A 1,682-nucleotide genomic window follows, 5' to 3' on the forward strand; every position below is an offset into this window, starting at 1 on the left:
CGGCGGGGGTGAGGAGGTACTTCGTCTTTTTTCCGTCGCGGTACGATTCGACGACCCCGTTGGCGACGAGGCGTTTCATGTGCCCGGCGACCGTGGGGTCGGCGACGCCGACGGCCTCCGCGATCTCCGACTGGGAGAGGTCGGGTGTTTCCAGTAGAAGGGCGAGTATCCGCTCTTCGGTGGGGCTCCTGAGGTGGAGGAGTATGGTCTGCTCCATCGGGCCGCAGGCGTTTCTGCTCTCGAAATAGCCGGTCAGACTGTCCCCCCGGACGGCCCTGACCAGGTGCGCCACTCTCAGGCGGACGAGGTGGTACTGCGCCGTACCGCGGCTGATCCCTGTCGTCTCCACGATCTCGGCGAACGAGATGCCCGGCCTCTCCCTGATGCACGTATAGATCGCCTTTCTCTTCTCGTTGTCGAGGGGGTGGCGCCTGCGGTCCCTTGCGGCGATGACGATGGCGCCGCTGAGTGAGAAGAGGATATTTATGATCGGGTAGGTCCATTCGGGGCTGTGGATGAGGATGAAATACGACACCAGTCACCTGGGCAGGACCGCCCACCAGGGCACGAGCACTTCGTCGTCCACATTGATCGCATCGGCGGGAACTTCCGCTGGCTCCGGCTCGACGACGATCTTCGCCGCCGCAGGGCTCCAGGCGACGAAGAGGAGGAGGAGAAACAGGAGGACGATGCGGTCTATTCTTTCCATGATACCGGGCCGGGGACGATCGTACCCGTGCAGGTTGATCGGGGAGACGGCCCTTAAACTTTCTGAGATGTTCATCTTTTCGTCCCCTGTCAGGGAGACGGACATTTCAAAAGTCACATATACCGAAATATCGTACGGCGGTTCATGCACCCCTTCACCGATGCCGTCCTCCTCTTCGCCGTCGCCGTGCTCGTCTTCGGCCTCTGGTTCTTCCTCCCTTCGCTGAGGGGGAGAGGGAATGGCATCTCCCGTTCGGAGTACGCCTGGTTTGTCGTCTGCCTCCTCCTCATCGCCTTCATCGCCCCCGTCATCTCCATCACCCTGACCTTTTTCTTCCAGTGGCTCGCTGACCCCACTCATCTCGCTTTCGGGTCATGGATGGTCCTCGTCCTCCTCCTGACTGCCGTCCCCGCGGCGGTGCTGGCCTTCGGCATCAGGGAGATCGTGCGACTGCGGACCGAAAAAATCCCCGACAGATAGACGGTCCGCACAGAAGTGATATATAAAACAGAGACGAGAGTGGCCTTCATGGAAACCGGAAGCATGTGGTATCCTCTTCTGGCTATTGGAATCATGATCTTCGCCGCCGGGTGCACGACGACGCCGACAGACACGTCACCGCCGGCAACGATACCTCTCCCGGCGGAGACGGTGCTCAGCCCCCGCCCTGCTACATCCGACGACCTCCCTGACTTCGACTATGCGGCCGTCCCGGTCATCTCGGCGACACCGACGGGATGACGACGAACGCCTCCTACATCGCCAGGATTGCCCTCAGGGACGAGGCGGCGCGGGCGATGTACCTCGGCGGCGGCACCGTCGAGGGTGTGCTCCTCTCCTGTCACCCGACGCCCTTCCCATCGACCCGGGACGGGTGCGCCCCGGCGCTCAGGATCGCAAACGAGACGGCCGTCGTCGACTTCCTGGTCGATGAGGAGAAAGGGCGGGTGGTCTCGACCGTGACTGAGGTCCG

Annotated in this window: 5 protein-coding genes; 3 read left to right on the forward strand and 2 right to left on the reverse strand. The window is 62.4% G+C overall.

Annotated features, from left to right (window positions below; genetic code table 11):
- Both Q0520_RS03630 and Q0520_RS03635 read right to left on the reverse strand, forming a co-directional pair.
- On the reverse strand, window positions 1–535 hold a 535-nt coding region (locus Q0520_RS03630; RefSeq protein WP_298666727.1), incomplete at its 3' end, for a winged helix-turn-helix transcriptional regulator.
- A 3-nt stretch (window positions 536–538) separates the two neighbouring features.
- A complete protein-coding gene (locus tag Q0520_RS03635; protein ID WP_298666730.1) occupies window positions 539–784 on the reverse strand; it encodes a hypothetical protein in 246 nt (81 codons plus the stop codon).
- Between the two features lie 69 nt (window positions 785–853).
- On the opposite strand from Q0520_RS03635, the gene Q0520_RS03640 reads away from it, so the two are divergent.
- The 3 genes from Q0520_RS03640 to Q0520_RS03650 form a co-directional block, all read left to right on the forward strand.
- Window positions 854–1,189 (forward strand): hypothetical protein, encoded by a 336-nt coding sequence (locus Q0520_RS03640; RefSeq protein ID WP_298666733.1) that lies wholly within the window; start codon window positions 854–856, stop codon window positions 1,187–1,189.
- A 48-nt stretch (window positions 1,190–1,237) separates the two neighbouring features.
- Complete coding sequence (locus Q0520_RS03645) at window positions 1,238–1,450, forward strand: hypothetical protein (RefSeq protein ID WP_298666736.1); 213 nt, start codon at window positions 1,238–1,240, stop codon at window positions 1,448–1,450.
- Window positions 1,447–1,682: hypothetical protein (locus Q0520_RS03650; RefSeq protein WP_298666739.1), on the forward strand; the 236-nt coding region annotated here is incomplete at its 3' end. The genes Q0520_RS03645 and Q0520_RS03650, both read left to right, overlap by 4 nt.

Source organism: uncultured Methanofollis sp. (genome assembly GCF_937919355.1).
GTDB lineage: Archaea > Halobacteriota > Methanomicrobia > Methanomicrobiales > Methanofollaceae > Methanofollis.

Excerpts from the sequence above, each read along its gene's own strand:
- Q0520_RS03635 (WP_298666730.1), bottom strand. The coding sequence starts at position 784 with ATGAACATCTCAGAAAGTTTAAGGGCCGTCTCCCCGATCAACCTGCAC.
- Q0520_RS03640 (WP_298666733.1), top strand. The coding sequence starts at position 854 with ATGCACCCCTTCACCGATGCCGTCCTCCTCTTCGCCGTCGCCGTGCTC.
- Q0520_RS03645 (WP_298666736.1), top strand. The coding sequence starts at position 1,238 with ATGGAAACCGGAAGCATGTGGTATCCTCTTCTGGCTATTGGAATCATG.